This window comes from Colwellia ponticola (assembly GCF_005885605.1).
GTDB classification, from domain to species: Bacteria; Pseudomonadota; Gammaproteobacteria; order Enterobacterales; family Alteromonadaceae; genus Colwellia; species Colwellia ponticola.
Map to the genome: position 1 here is coordinate 542,418 of NZ_SZVP01000001.1, position 23,064 is coordinate 565,481.

The window sequence follows — 23,064 nt, forward strand, 5'->3', positions numbered from 1 at the left end:
AGTAAACTCTATATTTTAGAATGTTACCTATTAGCACATTACATAAAAAGGAACCTGCATATGCAAATTAATCTTTCTGGTCACCATGTTGAAATTACCACTTCATTACGCGAGTATGTAGACACTAAATTCTCAAAATTAGCACGTCATTTTGATCATATTAATAATGTTCATGTAGTACTTACCGTAGAAAAGCTCAATCAAAAAGCTGAAGCGAATGTTCACCTAAATGGTAGCGAAGTGTTTGCCTCTGCCGTGAATACTGACATGTATACCTCTATTGACACCTTAGTTGAGAAACTTGATAAACAAATTCTCAAATACAAAGGCAAAATATCTCAACATTAATAATACCGAGTCTATTAAGTTATTTCCGACTCAGCGAGAATTAAAAGGTTTACAGGCAAGGCATTGATTGAAGAGGATGTTTACTCAGGAGAATGTGCTCGTGCATTCTCTAATAAGCTATCTCCATGTAGCGTCCTTGCCAAAGTCAATAACGCCGCCTATAAGCCTTTTAAACTAGCCCTTGGGGAGCTTATTAGCAAACTGATAACATCACAAAATTTATTAAATATAGAATAACTATAATTAGTAAATTTTGCTTTTTCTAAGCTTGGTAATACAGCTCTGAGTTGGGAATAAATTAAATAGAATTGGTATAACCATCAGATTAGTTAAGCAACGGGCTTTATTAATCTGATACACCGCTTTGAAGTAATTAAAGCATATTTAAAAAAAGATGTTATGAGCGAAATGACATTGCTTATAACATCTAAAAAAACATATATAATCATGCAGTTATCAGAAATATTAACGACAAACACTATTTGTTGTGCCGTACAAGTAAACAGTAAAAAGCGTATTCTAGAAAAAATTTGCCAGCTTGCAGCTATGCAAATAACTACTATAGGACAAGATGATTTACTAGCGAGCTTACTCGAGCGAGAAAAAATGGGCAGCACCGGTATTGGTAATGGCATTGCTATTCCTCATGGTCGATTACCTAACTCAAGTAACGCCGTTGCCGTATTAATAACAACCCAAGAAGCCATTGACTTTGACGCCATAGATAATAAGTGTGTTGATGTTTTTGTTGCCTTATTTGTGCCTGAAGATAGCTGCGAAGAACATTTAAAGACCCTACAAAGTATTGCTAAGTTATTAAGTAATAAAAAGGTAATCAAGCAAATTCGTAAATGCACTGATAATCAAACCTTGTATAACTTAATTCAACAGGCCAATTAATAAGAAAGCTGTAACACAGCATTGGAAGATAATAAATGAAGTTAATCATTGTCAGTGGTCGCTCTGGATCAGGTAAATCAGTAGCCTTGAGAGTCTTAGAAGATCTTGGTTATTATTGTGTCGATAATATCCCTATTAATCTACTACCGGCATTAACCCATACGGTCATTAACGACTATGAAAATGTCGCGGTAAGTTTAGACGTACGCAACCTACCTAAAGATCCACAGGATATTCCAGAGATTATTGCTTATTTACCTAAAGCGGTCGATGTCAATACACTCTTTTTAGATGCTGACGATAATGACTTGATCAGACGCTTTAGTGAAACACGCCGCTTACACCCTCTGATTAAAGAAAATATGGCGCTTGATCAGGCTATCGCCTTAGAAAAATCACTACTAGAGCCAATATCAACGAAAGCTGATCTTTACATCAATACCAGTCAGCTTACTCCTCACCAATTAGCCGATTTAGTCAGAGAACGTATTTTAGGTAAAAAAACCGGCTCTATGGTTTTGGTGTTTCAATCTTTTGGTTTTAAGCACGGTATACCTGTTGATGCTGATTACGTTTTTGACGCAAGGTTTTTACCTAACCCTTTTTGGGAAGCGTCGCTAAAGGGTAAAACCGGCGTCGACTCAGAAGTAAAAGATTTTCTCGCCAGTCAAGCCATTGTCACTAAATTTATTTGGCAAATTAATAGCTTTATGATGACTTGGTTACCTCATTTAGAACGCAATAACCGTAGCTATGTCACTATCGCTATAGGCTGTACTGGTGGTAAACACAGATCTGTTTATATTGCTGAAATGCTTGCAAAAAATTTTCGTAAAGAACGTGATGATATTCAAATTCATCATCGTGATATTCATGTTAAATCTACCTAGTAAACAGGTATAAAATGGCTGTGCTCTCTCAAAAAATCACCCTATGTAATAAATTAGGCTTACATGCACGTGCCGCGACTAAATTAGCACAATTAAGTCAAAAATTCTCTGCGAAAATAACGCTTGAATTAGCTGGTAAAGAAGCTGACGCCGGTAGTATCATGGCACTGATGTTACTCGCTGGCGCTCAAGGAAAAGTGGTTAATGTTACTGCAAAAGGCGTGGATGCAAAGCTGGCGTTAACTGAAATATGCCAACTTATTTGTGATAAATTTGATGAAGCTGAATAATGACACCAATTCCATTTAATTTTTGAGCAACTCAATTTTTTATAAGTAAGCTTACAACAATGTGAATTAAGTAGCTATGTTATGAGTTATGAGTTTTATGTCATTATCAGTTCGCTAATACACTCGCAAAGCTCAAATAGTTATTAAAAGGCAAAGACCTGTATGCTGCATTATAAGTAAAACTTATATGGTAAGTGGGGAGCTTATTCTCCTGAGTTCTTATTATCATCGATAAATCGCTTGCCCTAAAACTTGTAAACTCAGCCTTTAGAGCGTTTGCTGCAGCACTATAAAAATAGGACCGCTATGTCAGAATTATCAGAACAAGAATTCAATCAAAAACGATTACAACAAGTTAACGAAGCCCTGGGTAGTGGTATGTTTGTGTATGTACGCAAACTACTACAGCATATGCCTGCTTATGATTTAGCGCTTATTTTAGAATCCTCTACGGCAAAAAGCCGACTAGTACTTTGGCAACTCATCGACTCTGATTTTCATGGTGAAGTACTTGAAGAACTTAATGAAGAAGTTCGTCAGGGTATCCTTAAAAACATGCGCCCAGAAAAGCTTGCCGCCGTTGCTGAAGGGATGGACATTGATGATTTAGCAGAAGTTTTTCGTACCTTACCAGATAATATTTATAACGAAGTACTCAACTCGATGGACTCGCAAGACCGCAGCCGAGTCGAAACAGCATTATCTTATGAGAAAGAAACTGCTGGTGGGATAATGAATACCGATACCATTACTTTGCGCCCTGAAGTAACCGTTGATGTTGTTTTAAGGTATTTACGCTTAAAAGGTGAACTTCCTGAAGCAACAGATTCATTTTATGTCGTTGACCGTAAAAATTATTTTATTGGCGCAGTATCACTTGCTACCATAGTTACCGCTAAAGCAGACGCCATTGTTTCTAGTTTAATTGATGCTGAAGTTGAAGCAGTACAAGCCGATATGGACGAACAAGATGTCGCACAACTGTTTGAGCGTTACGACTGGTATTCAGCACCGGTCATTGATGAATCGGGGCATTTATTAGGTCGTATTACCATTGATGATGTGGTTGATATTATTCGAGATAACGCTGAGCACTCCATGATGAGTATGGTGGGTTTAGAAGGTGAAGCTGACACTTTTGCTCCTGTTATTAAAAGTACTAAGCAGCGTTCACTATGGCTTGGCGTTAACCTAATAACCGCTTTAATGGCGGTTGCCGTGACCAGTATGTTTGAAGGGGTTTTTCAACAATTAGCTATTTTGGCGGTGTTAAACTCTTTAGTACCTAGTATGGGTGGTGTTGCCGGTAATCAAACCTTAACACTGGTGATTCGAGGCATGGCGCTAGGCCATGTTGGCGACAGTAATGCTCGCGCTTTGCTAAGTAAAGAAGTCGCCATTGGCTTTTTAAATGGTGTTATTTGGGCTACCTTAATTGCGACAGTGGTCGCTATTTGGAAGCAAGATATTATGCTTGGCGGCGTCATTGCTTTCGCTATGCTAATGAACATGACTGCAGCAGGGCTTGCTGGTGTTTGTATACCGTTATTGTTAAAGCGTTTTAAAATAGACCCTGCATTAGCTGGTAGTGTTATTCTTACCACAGTAACTGATGTTGTTGGTATTTTTGCTTTCTTAGGTACCGCAACACTACTGCTTACCTAGTGCTATTGATTAAGATGGTATAGTTTGAAGTCATCCCTTCCTAATCTATAGCCCTAAAAAAGCGTTATCAATAAGGTATTGATAACGCTTTTTTGTTTTAATCTGCTCTACACTGCCTTTACTAATGTCCAGCCACTTGCATTTCATCAATCAAAATTGAGCCGGTACGAATACTGCCGCGCATATCCACATCTGAGCCTACGGCCACTATACCTTTAAACATTTGCGCTAAATTACCTGCGATGGTGATTTCACTCACTGGGTAAGCAATTTCACCATTTTCAACCCAAAACCCTGCTGCGCCACGTGAGTAATCGCCATTAACAACATTAACCCCTTGACCCATCATTTCGGTGACCAGTAAGCCTGTACCTAAGGTTTTTAACATCTTATCAAAGCTGCCATCATGCCCTTGAGCATTAACCAGCCAGTTATGAATACCACCTGCATTGCCCGTGGTAGTCAGTCCTAGTTTACGCGCCGAATAACTAGTTAATAAATAAGTTTGTAAAGCACCATCGGTAATAATTTCTCTATCTTGTGTTAACACGCCTTCGCTATCAAACGCGCTACTCGCTAAACCTTTAGCAATATGAGGTCTTTCACTGATATTTAAAAATTTAGGAAATACATCATTACCAATAGCATCAAGTAAGAACGACGACTTACGATATAAATTCCCACCACTAATAGCAGCAATAAAATGCCCCCAAATAGTGTTAGCAATATCGGCTCTAAATAATACTGGCACTTTACCAGTAGCGATTGTTTGAGGCTTTAAGCGAGATAATGTCTCTTGTGAAGCTTGTAAACCAACATTTTTGGCACTTTCTAATAAGGAGAATTCTCGACTTACTGTATAAGCATAGTCACGCTCCATATCCTCACCATCACTAGCAATCATCACACAGCTTAAACTATGGCGAGTACTTGGATACCCGACCAATTGTCCATGGCTATTACCGTACACTTTAAAGCCAGCATAAGTATCAAAACTAGCACCGTCAGAATTAGTAATACGCGGGTCAACAGCTAAGGCACTTTCTTCACATGCTTTAGCAAGTTCAATAGCTTCTTCAGTGCTTATTTCATGAGGGTGGTATAAATCTAAATCAACGGGATTCATCGCCAAAAGAGACTTATCAGCGAGGCCAGAGCAATCATCTACCGAGGTATATTTGGCAATATTTACTGCTGCAGTTACCGCTTTAACCAGCGCTTGCTCAGATAAATCAGCTGTAGAAGCACTACCTTTACGACCATCACGATAAACCGTGATCCCTAAGCCACCATCATTAGTAAACTCAACATTTTCTACTTCACCCATACGTGTACTAACACTTAAGCCTTGTTGCCGACTCATCGCGACTTCAGCGCTGTCTGCACCCAGTGATTTAGCCAGCTCAAGTACGGTATTAACACGTGCTTTAACGTCGCTCATTTGAGTAGTGATTGGATCATGCGATTTAGAGGCTTGAGTCATATTAGTTTCTACTTTCTCTTTGTATAGGTTTTAAAGGGGCTACAGGTTTCTACAGCAATTTAGCGGCAACAACTTAACGTATAAAAATGCTGCGCGTTTGTCATTATTTTTATCATTAAATCGTAGTCTCAGCGCCACTCCAAGCAATTGCACGTCAACAATAGCACTCGAGTAGAATACGACCACAAAAGATCAACAGCACTAATTAATTTAGTGATATAATAAGTGTAATTATAATTTATTTTAACATGGTATGAGACATTATTATGCCCCAGTCAGTCAACGATATCGACGAATCATTCGAAGAAGAGTTAAAAAGTAAAACAGAAGTTAAACGTGAAATGCATCAGTTGCAAGATTTCGCCCAAAGCTTAATAGAAATGTCTAAGCATCAACGCAGTCGTCTACCGTTAAGTGACGACTTAAAAGACGCAATGATTTTAGCCGATAAGATCCGTAACAAGCATGAAGCTTTACGCCGTCATATTCGTCATACCGCTAGAATATTGTTAGAAACTGACCTTGCACCTATTCATCATGCTATTGAAGTGATGGCGAATAAACATCAACAAGAAACGGCAAAATTTGTCCGTTTAGAAAGTCTTAGAGATGAATTAATTGAGCAAGGCAATGATGCTGTTGAAGCCTTAATTAGTGAATTTCCAACGATTGAGCGTCAAAAAATCAAACAATTAATTCGCCATGCAGCCAAAGAGAAAAAAGCAGATAAATTAGGTAAGCATTACAAAAACTTGTTCGCTTATCTAAAAGAAAACAGCTAAGAAATCAGAGCAAAGACCCGCGTATTAAAAGCCAGTAACACAATCTGTTACTGGCTAAAATATTTGCTAACAGTCAAGCTAACTACTGCGTACCACCAATAGTCATTTCATCTACTTTTAATGTCGGTTGACCAACACCAACAGGCATACTTTGGCCATTTTTACCACAAACACCCACACCAGGGTCAAGCTTGAGATCGTTACCCACCATACTAATGCGTTTCATTGCTTCCGGGCCGTTACCTATTAACGTCGCTCCTTTTACCGGAGAGGTAATTTTACCATCTTCAATTAAATAAGCTTCCGAGCTAGTAAAAACAAACTTACCCGAAGTAATATCTACCTGACCGCCAGCAAAGTTAGGCGCATAAATACCTTTTTTAACCGATTTAATAATATCTTCTGGGCTAGATTCCCCTGCTAACATATAAGTATTAGTCATACGTGGCATAGGTAAATGTGCGTATGATTCACGACGGCCATTACCGGTAGGCTTAACACCCATTAAACCTGCGTTATGCTTATCTTGCATATAACCTTTTAAAATGCCCTGCTCAATTAAAACGTTATATTGTCCTGGCGTACCTTCATCATCAATGGTTATTGAACCGCGACGGTCAACTAAGGTGCCATCATCAACAATCGTACACAGCTTGGAAGTCACTTGCTGACCTACTTTACCAGAAAAAGCCGATGATCCTTTACGGTTAAAGTCACCTTCTAAGCCGTGCCCTACCGCTTCATGTAGTAATACGCCTGGCCAACCTGCGCCCAATACCACTGGAAAAGTACCTGCCGGTGCTTCAATAGCCACTAGGTTAACTAGAGCTTGTCTAACCGATTCTTCAGCATAAGCAAGATAACGGGGCTTGTTATCTCCGGGGGCAACGTCAAAAAAGTAACTGTAATCGGTACGCGCACCACCACCAGCACTAGCGCGTTCACGTTTACCATTTTCTTCCACTAATACCGAACAATTTAAGCGGACTAATGGACGAATATCAGTCCCATAAGTACCATCACTAGCACTCACTAAAATAGTTTCATAAACACCTGATATACTTGCAATAACCTGCTTAACACGACTATCAGTTTGACGGGCATGTGCTTCAATTTGGTGTAATAAATCAATTTTCTGCTCTTGGGTTAAACTCCCCAATGGTTCAACTGATTGATAAACGTTAATAGGTGATTGACGGCTAAAAGCTTTCACTGTTGCGCCTGAGCCACTATCGGCAATACCTTTTGCCGCGTCTGCCGCTTGTTGTAGCGCTTGAGGATTAATATCATCAGAATACGCAAAGCCTGTTTTTTCACCTGATATAGCCCTTACACCAACACCTCGTTCAATATTATATGAACCTTCTTTTACAATACCATCTTCTAACACCCAGGTTTCATGTTGACTGGCTTGAAAATATAAATCAGCGTAATCAACTTGTCGCCCCATCATACTTTTGAGTGTTTTTGACAATATTTCTTCGTCAATATGACTATCGCTTAGTAAGGATTTTTCCACTATATTCATTTAGTCTGGCTCTACTTTTATGTTCTTCAATTATAATCAATTGCTACTTTATACCATTGCGCATAAAGAAGTGGCTAAGAGATCACTTTCTTATACGGATTGATATTATTTCTTTAGCGGCGAGTGCAACGGCATACTTTGGCGTATGCGTTTTATTTCTTCTGGGTGATAGTCAACGCAAATATAACCTTCACCGGTATCAATACTTTGTTCAATTTCACCCCAAGGATTAATAATCATTGAGTGACCCCAGGTTTCACGACCGTTGTCATGAGTTCCTTCTTGCCCTGCGGCAATAATATATACTTGATTTTCTATCGCTCTGGCTTGTAATAACGTTTGCCAATGTGCTTTACCCGTCACCTTAGTAAAAGCACTGGGTACGGTAATAATATTAGCACCAGCTAAGGTCAGTTGTTGAAACAACAAAGGAAAGCGTAAATCAAAACACACAGTTAAACCAATATTAGCAAAATCAGTTTTAACCACTTTTATTGACGTACCGGCTTGGGTATAGCGTGACTCACAATAATTTTTAGTGCTGTCGCTAACATTAACATCAAATAAATGGATTTTATCATAGTGTCCTAATAACTCACCATTAGGGTTAAAGAAATAGCTAGTATTAGTAAACTTGCTAGCTGAGGGTGTTAACACAGGTACTGTGCCCGCCACTAAATAGACGCTAAATTTTTTAGCTAAGCCGGCTAGTGCTGAACAAAGTTCATTATTTTGTGGATGACACTGTGTATTACGCGTTAAGTTACTATGTGCCGAGGTTTTTGCTAAGGTTAATTGTTCGCTATCTTTACCACCAAAAAACAAACAACATTCAGGCAATACGACTAAGTGCTGAACCTGTGCTTGGCCGGCATTCTCTTGATTAAACGTTGCTTGTCCGGCAGTAATACTCGTTAATATTTCAGCTATCTTTGCTAAGTTAGTAGCAACATTCGCCGTTGAAGATAACTGTATTGCCGTTAATTTAATCATGATTAACCTTATCTTTTTAATGTTTGTTTTTGCTAATTATAAGCAATTACTTTAGATAACTATCTAAGCTAACTACTTTCTCTTTGCCTCTTGTTCTTCTATAAGCGCTTTAGCTGCTTTACTCTCTACACTAATACTTTTACTTTTTCTATCGACTTCTTTGAGGTTAGGGTTTTCAACAGAACCGGTCAGTTCAAAGGTAAACTCTGAAACCACCTGTGATTTAATCACTTGGTCAATGGCCACACCGGCTAAAAAAGTGACTGGATTTAACGAGGTAGCAATCCACGCCAATACTGGCAAGCTTGAGGTTAAATTAGGCTTATAAGACATATCATAATCAAGGGCCCCCGTTACCAAGTTGGTTTGCCCTGTCATAAACAAGTCACCTGCAGTGCCTTTCATCTCAGTATTAGCCGTTGTTAGTAAACCTTGATTTAATTGATAGTCGCCTTTGATATTACTGTAAAACATACCATCACTAAAAATATCGCGAAAGTCTAGGGTTAACTTACGTACCAAAGACTCTAAGCTAAGTACTGAAAAAATTTTGGCTTTATCACTTACCTCGGCTAAATAACCATCATCGAGTCGAGCATTAACCGTGCCATTTAATTGACTAACGGTAAAATTATGCAATCCTCCAGCCCAGTTAAGATCGACATTAATAGTAGCACCACTGTCTTTTATAATAGAGGCAAAGTCCATTGCTTTTAGCTCTGCCTCCACATTAGCCACAGATAACTTACCTGCTAGCGATGTAGTTGACTCTTGATCGTTATACCGCCATTGCCCCGCCATCGTTAATTGTGTTTCATTGCGCTTAGCTTGAAAGTTAGTAAATGCGATGGTCTGATGATCTAGCCGTGCAATACTGGCGTCAACTTCTCCTAAATCTAATAAGCCAATAGTACAATGATCACAATGGAAAGTTAACGCGGGAATATTAGCAAAAATAATGTCACTTTCAGCTTTTATCGCTTGCTCTGTCAACACAGGTATTGCCGAGTCTTTGTCTTGTTGTTCGTTAGACGGCGCCAGTGTTAAAAACTCGGCATTAATGTCTAAACCTTGTGTTAACCAATCAGGATAGATTTTTATTTGACTACGGGTTTGCTCCGCATTGAGTTGTAGTAACCACCACTGCTGCTTATCTAATAAATTAAATGATACGTTAGTGAGCGTTTGCCCCAATAGTGTAAATTGGTCAATTGAACCTCTAATACGCTGAGGCTTGGCTAGAAAGGGTCTTGAAGTTTGCTGCTCTGCACTTGCTGCTGGTTGGTTAACACTGTCAACAATATCGCTAATTAACGGCTGCCATAGCGAAAAATCGACCTGATCAAGTTTAGTGGTGATATGAAAGCCATCCATTGGCAGCGCCATGCTGCCTTCACCAAGCATTAAATTAGCGCGAGTAAAACCGGTATTTTCATGAGCTAATATACCTGAAAAATGCAGTTTATCTCCATAATTTAGTACAACCGTAGACTGTTTTTCACCACCCTCAATGTCTACTGACAAGGCGACTTTTTGTTTACCACCTTTGTTATAAGGCGCTGGCAATAATAGCTGGGTATTTTCTAAATCAGAATCAAAATTTGCGTTATATGAAAAACCACCTTGGTGATGCTGATGCAACGACAGATTGCCTTGCCAAGATAACGCTCCTTTGGTGTATTGCTGTAATTTTTTTGGGACATGAGCTAACCAGGCTGACTCTTTCCAGAGTGCGGTTAACTGTATTTCAGTATTGTAGTAATCGGTTTTATTCATACCACTAATATCGAGTGAAATAGGCAATCCTTGCCAATATAAACGTAAATCTTTAGTGGTTATCTTATCGTTACTAAACGTTAGTTGGCCGTCAACATCAGTAAAATCCATTTGCGGTGTTTGCAATGCCGCTTGGTTGTTTTTAAAATTAATAGTACCACTAGCGATAGCTTGTTCACTGTGGTTAAGTGGTAAATGCAAATTAAAATCGCCACTTACCTTACCCTTAATTTGTAATTGTTCTAAAACACTACCAACACTGTCTTGAAAGGGGCTTTGATTCATCAAATCGCCAATATACACCGCTGGTGTTGCCTTTATATCCGCCTCTACAGTTAAAATTTGTCCATGTGCCAAGTCTGCTATAGCAGCACGCACGCCGGTAACATCTAACCCCGTTAACTTGCCGCCTCGACCCGTTATTAACATTGAGTTATTAGTGAAGTTTAAATTAGCAACAAAGTCTGTAATGGCTGGCCAGTGCTCAACAAATTTAAATTCTGACTCACTTAGCTCAGCATCAACAACAAAAATACCACTACCATCGTCAAACGGAAAGTGACTTAACGGACCGTTAATTAATATTTGAGCCTGCTCAACACGTCCCGAGACAACCGCAGCATTTAAGTAATTAACTAAATTGTCACTCATAATCGTTAATGGTAAATAACGCCCCACTAAACCGGCATTACCATTGGTCACATTCGCAAGTAACGCTAAATTCACTTCACCATTAATAGGCGCATCAACGTTAACTTGCGCCGATAAATTAACCTCTTCTGATAAAAAGTCTAATTGCTCAACCGTTAACCCCCAGCCATTATCATTAAAAGTTGCATACAATTGTCCAGAGAGATTTTGATAAGGAAAGGCTTGTACAAATAACTTATCAAAATCTAAATTTCCATCTGCGGCAGAAAAATCGACTGCGAGATAACTGTCTGCGTAAGTCAGTTTACCAGAGACATTTTCCAAGCCTGGAATACCGTGACTATAACTATTAGTAAACTTGGTAAAATTTGTTACTACTTGTATATCGTTATCTTGCTTGCGAATATATAAGTCTTCAACTTTTCCTGTTAAGGTCATTTGCGACAACAAATTTCGTGTTGTTTCTTTGGCAACAAGTAATGGCGTAAGCTGCGCCAACATAGCAACGTCAACTTCAGATAAGTGTAAGGAAAAGTCATCTGCTTCTTTCGCCAGCATAACACTGAACAGTGGTGACTTTTGTTCATTAAGTTGTAAGGAAATAGGCGTAGTATAAAGTTTAAAACTTTGCTCACTACTACCATTTACTAGTAATAATTGCCCTGATGCTAAGGTTAACCTTTGTGCTTGCTCGGCAAATAGCCAATTCATGGTACTCTCTGAAAAATCAACTTGTAAACGATTAAGCTTACTATTATTAACAGCTAGCCACGCTGAAAAATTAATATCCGTTTTAGTTTTATCGTTATCAAGCGCTAACACGTTATCTAGCCAAGGTGTTATGTCGATATGATTAGCTTGTAAATACACTTGTCCACTAAGCTCACTACCCCGCTCACCTTGTAAGTCTAATGTTAACTGTAAATTATTAGAGCTCAGACCATTAACGACCACACTTCCTTGTGCTTGATGGCGAACCCCAGTATTTAGCCAACGTAAGTGGTTTAATTTTATACTGCGTGACTCGGTGTTGTTATCAACCGAAAGTGCGTGATTTTGCACTGTGACTACACTATCTAAAATAGAAAAGCGCTTAATACGATTTAAAAAAATATCACTAATAAGGGTAATAGCTTCAGCGTTACTTTTTTTCGACGAGGGTGTTTTAGCAGGCTGACTAAGCTTGTTATCACTTTTATTAGCTAACCATAAGTTATCGGAGACATTAACCATCGCACCTGACAAAATAAGGTTTTTTGAAATAAGCCTTTGCTCTGTTAGCGTACTCCAAAAGTCTAGATGTATTTCAAGCTCTTTAATAAAGACTGTTGCTTCGTCTGTATCAATGACTTGTACATCACCAATAATCAAAATAGGCCCTGACTTTTGCCAAGTCATATTTAAGGTGCCCATAGTAATATTGGTTTGAGTGCTTTCGTTTAGGTAATCTTGCAGGGGAAGTCGATAGTGGTGTACATAAGGTAAAAATAAACGGAAAGCACTAATTAAAACAGCCAGCAAAACCAATATAATGGCAACGGTTTTATAAAGGCGGTTCAGCCAGCGGTGAGACGTACTTACAATGTTCATTAAAACGTAGAGAGCCCTATTTTTTATCTTGTAATGCCATGATTTATGGAGCACAGTTATCCCACGTATGCCGCGGGGTATTACATCATAACAACATCAAATTGTTCTTGATTATACATGGGTTCGACTTGCACTTTAATTAACTTGCCAATAAAAACTTCAACTTCAGCTAAATTATGGTATTCATCATTAACAATGAAATCGCTCACCGCACTTGAAGCATAAACCGTGAACTTATCTGCGTCATGAGCACGATTAACACGCACTATTTCTCTAAGTATTTCAAAAAAAGTAGTTTCAACCGTTTTTAAGTGGCCACGACCCGTGCAAAGTGGGCATTCTCCACACAGTACATGCTCTAAACTTTCACGGGTACGTTGACGAGTCATTTCGACCAAACCAAGCGCTGAAAAGCCATGTAGACTGTATTTAACTTTATCTTTACTCATTGCCATATCTAATGAGTGTAATACGCGACGTTTGTGATCTTCATTATGCATATCAATAAAATCAACAATGATAATGCCACCTAAGTTTCTTAACCTAAGCTGCCTAGCAATCACTTGTGTTGCTTCAATATTAGTACTAAATATGGTGTCGGCTAAATTGCGGTGTCCAACAAAAGCACCGGTATTAATATCAATAGTGGTCATCGCTTCAGTTTGATCGATGATCAAATAGCCACCTGATTTCAGTTCAATTTTTCGATGTAACGCGCGCTGTATTTCTCGCTCTACTGAAAACAAGTCAAAAATAGGCAGCTCGCCTGGGTAATACTCTAATACTGGCGTTAACTCTGGCACAAACTCCTGGGTAAATTCACCTAGCTCTTTAAAAGTGAGATTTGAGTCAACACGAATGCGCTCAAGCTTAATACCAACAAAATCTCTTAATACTCTAAAGGATAAAGATAAGTCTTGATAAAGAGGTAAGTTAGTTTGTTTACGTTTTTTGCGCATTAAGACTTTTTGCCACACTCTGCGTAAAAATTCGGCATCATGTTGTAGTTCTAATTCACCCGCGCCTTCACCCGCCGTACGCACAATAAAACCCTGCTGTTCATCACAATACGGATTAACAATTTTTTTTAAGCGCTCTCTCTCTTTCTCACTTTCAATACGCAATGACACACCCGCGTGTTTCGAGTTAGGCATTAACACTAAGTAACGTGAGGCTACGGTAATATCGGTAGTTAAACGTGCACCTTTTGAGCCAAGGGGATCTTTAACCACTTGCACCATAAGATGTTGCCCTTCATGTACTAAAGAACGAATATCTGGTACTTGGTCTGTCTCTCCTTTTAAAATGAGTTTGCTATTAATATCTGAAGCATGTAAAAAAGCCGCTTTATCTAAACCAATATCAACAAAAGCAGCTTGCATACCCGGCAGTACGCGAATAATTTTACCTAAGTAGACATTACCAACAATGCCACGTTTTCCTTGTCGCTCAATATGAACTTCTTGTAATGAACCGTTTTCGATCAAGGCTACACGCGTTTCACTAGGCGTAACATTTATTAATAATTCTACACTCATAAAATTCCTTATTTCAAAAACTTATTCCAAAGAACTATTTGGTATCAATGCTACCAACAAAACCCGCGTTAGTCAGCAATTGAGCCGTTTCATATAAAGGTAATCCAACCACAGCAGAGTAGCTACCATTGATAGCTTTAACAAATTGCCCTGCAATGCCTTGAATACCGTAACTGCCGGCTTTATCTTGCGGCTCACCCGTTAACCAATAAGCTGAAATTTCGGCCTTGCTTAATGAGGTAAAGATAACGTCGGTAGTAACCACTTGCCCTTGCACGCTATCTTTGCTGACCAAGGCAACGGCGGTTAGCACTTGATGCTGCTTATCAGATAATAATGACAAAGTACTAATACAGTCTTGCTCATCGACGGGTTTACCCAATATTTTGCCATTAAAGACTACACTAGTATCTGAACCCAAGACAAAGCTATACGCTTGTTCTGCTTCAGGTAATAAATTAAAAACATGCTGAGCTTTTTGCTTAGCTAAACGTAGCACATAATCAGTAGGACTTTCTGCTTGCCCTACGGTTTCATCAATATCACTTGCCTGCACAGAAAATTGATAACCTAATTGTGCTAATAATTCCCGACGTCGAGGTGATTGCGACGCTAATATCAATTTTAACTTAGGCTTGCTAGCAGCGTTAATTGATGCTGTTACCGACGATTTAGTTACAGAGTGTTGAGGTACTAAAGGATTGCTCATAAAATCAGTTACTGCGTTAACGCTAGTCCTTAAGAAAATGTTATACCAAACGGATTAATTAAAAATAGTTTATTGAATAATTGATTTTATACTACTATTTTCTGTGCAATTTTTAGTCGCTAGTTATTAAGATGATGAATAATTAACTGACAGCTAATTATTTGATACGAAAATGTCGACGCACACGACGAAGTAATAAAAAGACCCATGGCCAAAGTATAATACTAGTAAACACTGGGTATAAATAGCTAGGTAAGAAGACTACATCACTCAAAAAGCGCTGTAGCCAAAACACAACCAGATGATATTGTGCAGAAAGTACGCCAATAATCAATGCTTGTTGCCACACTGAAAAGTTTCTAATTTTTTGAAAGTTAACCACGGTAATATAAATAGATAATGCCATTGCACAGGCATGAACACCCAAGACTGACCCCAATAGTATATCTAAAATCAATCCCATTACCCAAGCGGTAATTATATTGACTTTACTTGGTAGTGCTAAACACCAGTACACTAAAACAATTAATATCCAGTCTGGGCGAAAGGCATCAAAACTTAATGGTAACGGGGTAATACTGGCCATCAAGGCAATAAGTAAGGTGAGTAGGATAATAAAGCCGTTATTGCTAAACATTTAAGGTTTTCCTGCCGCTGTACTTTTTTTCAGACTATCAATATTTTTTTTAAGGCTAGCGCTACTTATGGCATGCTCTTCTGACAATAACAGCACATAGCGTAATCTATCTATTTGTGCAACGGGCTCACTATAAACAATAGAGAACTCTCGTGATTCATCGCTACGTACCATGACTACACGAGACACGGGATACCCTTCTGGGTATTTACCTCCTAGCCCTGAAGTAACCAGCAAATCACCTGTTTTTATATCTGCGCTATGTGGCACAAAGTTATGGACAAGACGGTCTATTTGACCACTACCTGAAGCAATGAGCCGTAAACCATTTCGCTGAATACGCACCGGTATTGCATGTGATATATCGCTAATTAATATAACTCTGGAGCTACTCACGCCAACATGGAGAATTTGACCAACAATACCTTTTTCATCAAGTACTGGCTGGCCTTCATAAACACCATCATTAGTACCACGATTAATAACCACTTGATGCGAATAAGGGTCACCATCAACAGAGAGTATTTCGGCAAACATTTTTTTAATTTCATTACTCACTGGCGAGGCGAGTAATGAACGTAATCGGGCATTTTCTTGTCGTACAATACTTAATTGCATCACTTGCTCGTGAAAAAACAGTTCATTTTCACGGAAGTTTTGGTTCTCTTGCATCAGTTGTCGACGGGTAACGATATTGGTTGATGCCCAGTTCATTATTTGTTTAGGGGCGTTAGCCACATATTGCAATGGGCTTACCATGGTTTGTAAATAACCGCGCACGGTTTCAAAACTTGACATTCTATGGTCGAAAAAAATCAAGGCCATCGAGCAACAAAGCACCAAAATTAGTCGGTGTGCTGGTGATCTGCCTTGATTAAAAATTGGATTCATAAAAATTACAAACTAGATGAATAGGGTTTTGACGCTATGTAAGCGAACATAGTTCAATAATACAACAGCATTATAACTTTCAATGTGCATAAGCATATTACACATTGAAAATTTATCCGTACGACAACTTACTTATATGATGTTTACTCGTACGAAAGCTTACTCATACGAAAACAAGTCACCGCCGTGCATGTCAATCATCTCAAGGGCTTTACCACCACCACGAGCAACACAGGTTAATGGGTTTTCAGCAACAACAACCGGAATCCCCGTTTCTTCCATTAGCAAACGGTCAAGACCTTTTAGTAGAGCACCACCACCGGTTAATACCATACCGCGCTCTGAAATATCAGAAGCTAGCTCAGGTGGCGATTGTTCTAATGCCACCATAATAGCACTCACAATAGTTGATAGTGGTTCTTGCAAGGCTTCTAAAATTTCATTGCTATTTAAGGTAAAGCTACGCGGAACACCTTCGGCAAGATTACGACCACGTACTTCAATTTCAATTAACTCTTCGCCAGGATAAGCTGAGCCAATTTCATGTTTAATGCGCTCAGCGGTCGCTTCACCAATTAAGCTACCGAAGTTACGACGAACATAGTTGATAATCGCTTCATCAAATTTATCACCGCCAGTACGTACTGATGATGAGTAAACCACGCCGTTAAGTGAGATAATACCAACTTCAGTAGTACCACCACCTATATCAACAACCATAGAACCTGTTGCTTCTGAAACGGGCATACCCGCACCAATAGCAGCAGCCATTGGCTCATCAATTAAATAAACTTCTCGAGCACCAGCGCCCATCGCAGATTCACGAATAGCACGGCGCTCAACTTGGGTAGAACCACAAGGAACACACACTAAGACTCTAGGGCTTGGACGTAAAAAATTATTGCTATGCACTTGCTTAATAAAGTGCTGAAGCATTTTTTCAGTGACAAAAAAGTTAGCAATGACGCCATCTTTCATTGGGCGAATAGCTTCAATATTGCCAGGTGTTCTACCTAACATTGCTTTAGCAGCAATACCCACGGCAGCAACACTTTTAGAACCACCTGAGCGGTCTTGGCGAATAGCAACAACAGAAGGCTCGTCTAATACTATACCTTGGTCTTTTACATAAATAAGTGTATTAGCTGTCCCTAAATCAATTGAAAGATCGTTAGAAAACATGCCGCGTATTTTTTTAAACATAAGCTCAAAATGTCCTGTGAAGTGCTAATAGAGTGTACGCTGTTAAGATGCGTATAACAGAGCGGATAATCATACCTTAGTATTAAGTTAATGTGTTGCTTTTTTAAAGAAAGCCCTAAAGAAAAACAAAATTTTTGTACTTATCTCGACCAGGTGTTAATTACATTGAGTTAAGAAGAGTTAATTAAAATAATAGCGCCGTTAACTCTCTCTTAAGGGGTCTTAATTACTTCTTTCTCGCTCACGCTGGTAAATAATACGATCATTACCACGGTACATACCAAAAGTGGCTATTGCGCTAGGATTGTCGGTAAATTCTTTTGCGCTAACACCGTCCCAATTCCAATCGTATTTTAACCAAGAATAAATATCATACTCCACATTAACAGTGCCTTGATTACCTGAACCTGTAATTTCTAAAAGCATAGCGCGTGTTTTGCCTTTTGGTAGCTCATCATCAAATTGACCATTAGCGGCGATGACGCTGGTAAAACTTTCATCTAAAGTACCAGAAGTAAGCGTTATATTATCGGTATTAAAATTAGTACAAGTATCTTCAGTATTGATAACAAACTTTCCTGCTGTATTTAAATATTGCACGGCAAAAGGTTGTGGTAGTCTTGATGTTTCAGGGCCAAAACTATTATCAAGATAAGCACGCCCAAAGCGTATCTGTCTTCCTGTGGGCTTTAAGGTAATAACAGTATCTGTTGCTATACCAGTATCGCCAAGCCCATCGGCATCATTAGCAATAACGCCGTCTTCATCAATCACAGACGCTAAACTTAAATGAATAATTGAAGTAAAAGGGGTAACTTCGGCGTTTTGCTCATGTGTGTAAATAAAATTATCTGCTGATGAGTATTGAAAGCTCAACACGCCAGCAACTTCTGTTAAGTTGCCATCAGCTAAGTTAGCTTTAAGTTTAACTTTATTAACTTCATCAGCGCCTAGTTTTACCCTATCTTCAACTGGCGCCAAAACTAAGGTGCCAGTACCATCATCTATTTCAAAACGCTTAACGCCGCTAAGTAACAGTTTAGTAAAATCGCCGGTGTAATTTTCAGTGTGGCTGTTGAATTTTGTTTGTGGGGTAATAGTAACTTCTGGTTTCAATAAGTATTGTAAAGCCCCTTTAGCAGACGATGCCTTACTCAGTTGGCCAATATAGGCAAAATCCATCACAGAACTTGGCTCGGTAATATCACAGACAGATTTCAATTCCCCATCTAAAGCAATGGTTAATTCAAAATGATGGGGGATAAAGCGGCCAACATAAGGCTCACTGCCCGTAACATCACCTGCCCCTAAATAACGATTATCTGTTAAATTAGCGGCAAAGTTAACTATACCCACTTCGCTATAAGTCATGTTGTTATTAGTGGCGCTACCATTAACAAAATGAGTAAAGCTATCATTCACTAAATCCCCCTCTTTACCTCCTGTAGGTAAATAAAGAGTGTCATTAATAATTGCGTTTTCAGGGCTAACTTCATTACCAAAATTAATGGTTGCTGGATTATCAGTTAAGTTTGCACCACTATCAGGCACACCATCATTATTACTATCATCAGCGGCTTGCCACTGCACAGCGGTTAAATGGGTAGTAAAATCATTACCGGCTTTTTTAAAAACACTATTTATTTGCGTAGCCGTTTGCGCCTTAGGGTTATCAACGACATTAAGATAAAAGCCTAATGGGCGAACAACAAAGTTATTTGAAGAGCCAAACATATAGTTACCCGAAGGATCGCCATTGTCATCTGGAATGTTATAACGGGCATGTAATTGAATTTTACCGGCATCAGCATAAGTTAACGCAAACGCTGCACTATTTTGGGTATCATCAGCAAAGTCTAAGGCAACTGGGCTATAAGTTAACGCAGCGCCATTGTTTAGCGTAGGTATATTAGTAGTAGTGATTAAATTATTAATCACTACTTGGTTACCGGCACAAGCAATTGGGTCCACACAGCTTGCCGCCATTTCAATAGCGGGCGTATCAATTAAAGCGGCTTGACAAGCACCGGTGTCGGCATTTTTTTCAATGGCTTGAACCTTTAAAGTGCTCGCTAAAAAACCCACATTAGAAGGTTTACCTGATAACTGCTCAGGAATAGGGGTGCCTTCGGTTGTCGCGTAAAACCTAAAACCGGTATCGGCAAAAGTAACATCACATAAAGTGGGCGAGCCATTTATACATTCAAAGGCTTGATTTAAGCTTAATGACACCGCTCCAGCTTGGGTATGAATGTATTGCACATCCAATTCACCACCAACAACGGTGACATTTTTAGTTAAGCTAGTACCACCACTATCTGCTACTGATAACACCGCGTCGATAGCATCCGGATTTAAGACACTACAAGAGGCATCACTACATACACGTAATTTTATAATATCGGCCTCACACGTTAGGCCTTGGCCATCCAGCATGTTGATTTCAAAGTGGTCAACAAAACTATCACAAGGATGAGTGGCTAAGTAAAGTTCATTCACTTGTGCATTCGTTAACGCCTGATTGTATAGCTGTACTTCATCTATTGCCCCATGAAAGTAGCGACCGCTAAAGAATTGATCTTGACCAATTTGCAAAGCATCATTATTAACCGCTAACTGGCCAGTATAAGCTTGTGACGCTAAAATTTCACCGTCGACATAAATTCGTTGCTGACCATTTTTATAGGTAATGGCGATATGATACCAATTATTCGCCCTGATCGCGGCGCCACTAGTCGAGAATTGATTGGTGCTCCACCACCAGTTAATTTCTCCAGCGGGTGTTACATGAAATTCATAATTTTCATCTTTAGAAAGAATAGCCATTAAACCTGAGGAAGGTATGCTTTGCGGATAAATCCAAGTAGAAATAGTTAATTCGTTAGGTAAATCTAAAGCATTATTGTCAGCAATTTCTACATAATCATCAACACCGTCAAAAAACCCATACCCACAGGTGCCAGGATTACCTATTCGCGCTGGATTAGTACGCGCGGTATTAGCGCCATTTTTCGCTTGAGCATTAAAATTGCCTGCCGTATCAATAATCTCACCTGCTGCGCCAGACCATGAGCTTTCATCAAAGCGCATATTTAATATAGGCACAGGTTTTGAAGGACAACTTCTTAGGTCTCCATTAAAATCTAAGCCTGCATTTTGATTAGTATAAATAGTATTTATGTCTGCAGCTGAAACGGCTCCATCAAAGACCAAAAGCTCATCGATTAAACCATCAAAAGCTTGGCTAGAAACAAAACCACCACCAATATTGTCTTGTTCTTGACCTAAAATTAGACTTTGAATATTCAAAGATGCTGTAGATTGTGTAACACAGCCTTGCAGTATTTTATCTACAAACAAACAGCTTTGATTGCCTTGGCGCGTCCAAACAATATGATGCCAGTTATCACCGGCAATTGAAGAAGTACTAATGTTTCCATTGGCTACATTCTTTAAATGTGGTCTGAAATTAGTCTGACTTGTAAACCACATCAGTAATTCGTTATTACTGGCTCCTGCGCCCGAGATAAAACTCTGGTTTGAGGTTTTACTCGTTTTTGCCCATAACGAAATACTAAAATCGGTTTTACCTGTTAATATATTTTCATTTAATACCGCGTAGTCCGTTATGCCTGTGGCACTAAGATCAATAGCATTACAGACTTTACCCGCTACCGGCTGGCTGTTCTTGGCTTGGCCATGAAAACCACCAATACTGTCGAATATTTCGTTCGGGGTATCTGCATATTCAAGTTCATCGAAACGATAACTCGTGATAATTCTAGCTGCTGGTGTATTATCGCACATACCAGCAAAATCAGCTTTACTGACAGCGTTTCTATCATAAACAACCGTATGAGAACCCAACTCAATATCACCTTTTGCACTCAGTGATCCCGTTGTCGTACCGTTCTTGTTTATCTTAATATCACCACTGACCCAAATTAAGGCATTAATAGTGGCATTGTTGCCAATATCTAAATCACCGTCGATATAAATAACCAAATCTTGCGGTGCGCCATCAGCATTGATGTTGGCATTATTTCCTAAATCTAAATCCCCTTGTAAGTGTAAGCGAGCAGTGCCAATACCTGTAACCGTTAAGGTAAAATTATTATCAGCTTCAATATCGTCATAATCGTGATTTTGTCCTGCAGACAATTCCATAGTGTAATTACTTTTTTCATCAACTTTTTTGTCGCCATTAGTGACAAGTGGCACAAGTGAATAATTTGTATTAGCGACTTGAGCAGCAGAAAACACATCTAAGCATTGATCGGCAAAAGCATTTGCGTGAAATAAAAAAAATAAATTACAGAGCAGAAAAAAACGTGAAAGCATGGTAAAACAACCTCGTATAGTTGTACTTGCCACAACCTACTGGTGAAAAAGAGAAAAATTTTAATAGGGTAAAGGTAACGCTAAGCCATTAACTATGCAATATAAAGCATGTTGAAATAGAAAGTAAAATCAAAATTTTGACAATAAAAAGCCCCGTAATAACGAGGCTAATAGCGTTATGTTAAAAGTATTAATCGATTACTTAACTACTTTTTTATTACTTGCTAAGGCAATAATAGCCAGTACAAAAATAAGCAGTGTTGCTGGCTCAGGGATAGGTTTTACTCCTGGGTTAGTCGCTAACTCACGCACATAAAATGTTTCTTGGCCAGAAAAAAGATTAGACATAAAACTACCTGGTTCAGTAAATTCGCTGCTAACAAAATCAGAAACAAAATCATTAGCATCTACATGACTATAAAATGAGTTAAAAAACTGTGTTGACTGAATAAAATCACCATTAGTATTAGTAAAATCAGCTAAGGTCAGCTCAGTTTTTAGAATATTAAGTAGAGTATCATCGGCAAACGTCCAATTTTTTTGTACTTGAGGCCCGTATAAAGTGTTCATGCCAAAAGACTCTGCATTTACAGGGGAAACCCATGCCCAATCATATCCTTTATAAGTAATGTAATTAACACCTCGCAAATCATTAGTAAGATGGTCTTCTGCCTTACTATAATCACGAGCATCTAACTCTGTTTCGGTCAAATTAGTAATTAATGTTGCTTGACACGTTAATGTTAAAGCAAGAAAAAAAAGAAAGAACATTGTTTTTACTGCAAAAATATTCATTTAAAACTCCGAAAAGACAAAAATAACATCATAACTATAAATATATAGTCAATA

The 23,064-nt window shown here is 38.8% G+C and carries 17 protein-coding genes; 6 read left to right on the top strand and 11 right to left on the bottom strand.

The window, feature by feature from the left end; translation table 11 throughout:
• Positions 1-60 precede the first annotated feature (60 nt).
• The 5 genes from hpf (at position 61) to mgtE (ending at position 4,093) form a co-directional block, all read left to right on the top strand.
• A complete protein-coding gene (gene hpf, locus FCS21_RS02265) occupies positions 61-348 on the top strand; it encodes a ribosome hibernation-promoting factor, HPF/YfiA family (RefSeq protein WP_138620340.1) in 288 nt (95 codons plus the stop codon).
• A 447-nt stretch (positions 349-795) separates the two neighbouring features.
• Positions 796-1,248: a PTS IIA-like nitrogen regulatory protein PtsN gene (gene ptsN, locus FCS21_RS02270; protein ID WP_138620341.1), complete on the top strand. Its 453-nt coding sequence runs from the start codon at positions 796-798 to the stop codon at positions 1,246-1,248.
• Positions 1,249-1,283: 35 nt separating this feature from the next.
• Positions 1,284-2,138 carry an RNase adapter RapZ gene (rapZ, locus tag FCS21_RS02275; RefSeq protein WP_138620342.1) on the top strand — a complete coding sequence of 285 codons (855 nt, stop codon included), beginning with the start codon at positions 1,284-1,286 and terminating at the stop codon, positions 2,136-2,138.
• Between the two features lie 14 nt (positions 2,139-2,152).
• The gene (locus FCS21_RS02280) at positions 2,153-2,428 is read left to right on the top strand and encodes an HPr family phosphocarrier protein (protein WP_138620343.1); all 276 of its coding nucleotides are present in this window, start codon (positions 2,153-2,155) and stop codon (positions 2,426-2,428) included.
• Positions 2,429-2,734: 306 nt separating this feature from the next.
• On the top strand, positions 2,735-4,093 hold the full coding sequence (gene mgtE / locus FCS21_RS02285; protein WP_138620344.1) for a magnesium transporter: 1,359 nt from the start codon (positions 2,735-2,737) through the stop codon (positions 4,091-4,093).
• 121 nt (positions 4,094-4,214) lie between these two features.
• On the opposite strand, the gene pmbA is transcribed toward mgtE, so the two are convergent.
• Entirely contained in the window at positions 4,215-5,576 is a 1,362-nt protein-coding gene (pmbA, locus tag FCS21_RS02290) for a metalloprotease PmbA (RefSeq protein ID WP_138620345.1), read from the bottom strand.
• A gap of 266 nt (positions 5,577-5,842) precedes the next feature.
• On the opposite strand from pmbA, the gene yjgA reads away from it, so the two are divergent.
• Entirely contained in the window at positions 5,843-6,358 is a 516-nt protein-coding gene (gene yjgA / locus FCS21_RS02295; RefSeq protein WP_138620346.1) for a ribosome biogenesis factor YjgA, read from the top strand.
• A gap of 82 nt (positions 6,359-6,440) precedes the next feature.
• On the opposite strand, the gene tldD is transcribed toward yjgA, so the two are convergent.
• The 10 genes from tldD to FCS21_RS02345 all read right to left on the bottom strand — a co-directional run bounded on the left by tldD (position 6,441) and on the right by FCS21_RS02345 (position 23,010).
• The gene (gene tldD, locus FCS21_RS02300; protein ID WP_138620347.1) at positions 6,441-7,886 is read right to left on the bottom strand and encodes a metalloprotease TldD; all 1,446 of its coding nucleotides are present in this window, start codon (positions 7,884-7,886) and stop codon (positions 6,441-6,443) included.
• A gap of 105 nt (positions 7,887-7,991) precedes the next feature.
• Complete coding sequence (locus FCS21_RS02305; RefSeq protein ID WP_138620348.1) at positions 7,992-8,879, bottom strand: carbon-nitrogen hydrolase family protein; 888 nt, start codon at positions 8,877-8,879, stop codon at positions 7,992-7,994.
• Between the two features lie 72 nt (positions 8,880-8,951).
• Entirely contained in the window at positions 8,952-12,896 is a 3,945-nt protein-coding gene (locus FCS21_RS02310; RefSeq protein WP_138620349.1) for a YhdP family protein, read from the bottom strand.
• An 80-nt stretch (positions 12,897-12,976) separates the two neighbouring features.
• Positions 12,977-14,434 carry a ribonuclease G gene (rng, locus tag FCS21_RS02315; RefSeq protein ID WP_138620350.1) on the bottom strand — a complete coding sequence of 486 codons (1,458 nt, stop codon included), beginning with the start codon at positions 14,432-14,434 and terminating at the stop codon, positions 12,977-12,979.
• Positions 14,435-14,468: 34 nt separating this feature from the next.
• The gene (locus FCS21_RS02320) at positions 14,469-15,143 is read right to left on the bottom strand and encodes a Maf family protein (protein ID WP_138620351.1); all 675 of its coding nucleotides are present in this window, start codon (positions 15,141-15,143) and stop codon (positions 14,469-14,471) included.
• 157 nt (positions 15,144-15,300) lie between these two features.
• Positions 15,301-15,780 carry a rod shape-determining protein MreD gene (gene mreD, locus FCS21_RS02325; RefSeq protein WP_138620352.1) on the bottom strand — a complete coding sequence of 160 codons (480 nt, stop codon included), beginning with the start codon at positions 15,778-15,780 and terminating at the stop codon, positions 15,301-15,303.
• Positions 15,781-16,671 (bottom strand): rod shape-determining protein MreC, encoded by an 891-nt coding sequence (gene mreC / locus FCS21_RS02330; RefSeq protein WP_138620353.1) that lies wholly within the window; start codon positions 16,669-16,671, stop codon positions 15,781-15,783.
• A gap of 159 nt (positions 16,672-16,830) precedes the next feature.
• Positions 16,831-17,874, bottom strand: coding sequence for a rod shape-determining protein (locus tag FCS21_RS02335; protein WP_138620354.1), 1,044 nt, complete (start codon positions 17,872-17,874; stop codon positions 16,831-16,833).
• A gap of 222 nt (positions 17,875-18,096) precedes the next feature.
• Positions 18,097-22,215: a LamG domain-containing protein gene (locus FCS21_RS02340; protein WP_138620355.1), complete on the bottom strand. Its 4,119-nt coding sequence runs from the start codon at positions 22,213-22,215 to the stop codon at positions 18,097-18,099.
• A gap of 198 nt (positions 22,216-22,413) precedes the next feature.
• Positions 22,414-23,010 carry a PEP-CTERM sorting domain-containing protein gene (locus FCS21_RS02345; protein ID WP_138620356.1) on the bottom strand — a complete coding sequence of 199 codons (597 nt, stop codon included), beginning with the start codon at positions 23,008-23,010 and terminating at the stop codon, positions 22,414-22,416.
• Positions 23,011-23,064: the final 54 nt, after the last annotated feature.